This window comes from Candidatus Symbiopectobacterium sp. NZEC135 (assembly GCF_025962695.1).
The window spans coordinates 1-517 of sequence record NZ_JAGFPF010001525.1 but is presented as its reverse complement, the minus strand read 5'-3'; the positions used below and the strand labels follow the sequence as shown (position 1 = coordinate 517).

1 protein-coding gene is annotated in these 517 nt (G+C 57.1%); it reads right to left on the bottom strand.

Translation table 11 applies throughout. The features are described from left to right. Window positions 1-517: MFS transporter (locus tag J5224_RS35165; protein WP_264629407.1), on the bottom strand; the 517-nt coding region annotated here is incomplete at both ends.

Here is a 517-nt window from a genome sequence, read left to right as displayed (position 1 = left end):
ACGTCGCGCCACCGCTCAACCACAGCCCTACCAGCAACAAGGTTCCGACCAGATGTATCCCTAATCCCACGGCGAGAATCTGCTGCTCGCGCCAGCGGTTAAGCAGAAAGATGTTGATCTGCCCGCACACCACCATGCCCAGCGCATTCGCGGCAAACAGGGTGCTGTAGAGGGTGGGAGAGAGATGGAAATAATCGATAAAAATAAATGCCGATGCGCCAATATAGGTAAACAGTCCGCCCATGGTGAACGCCCCGGACAGGGTGAATCCCATATAGATGCGCTGGCGAAACAGCGCGGTATAACCGACAAAAGCCGCACCAATATTGCCCTGCATGCGCTGACTTCGCGGCAGACTCTCTGGCACCCAGCGCCAGGTGGCAAACAGCATGATTGCCCCGACGATACCCAGTCCCCAGAAAATCGCCTGCCAACCCAGCGTGCCCGACAACAGGTTGCCCAACGGCGGTGCCACAATCGGCGCTATCGCCATCACCTGCATCAATAGCGAAAACAC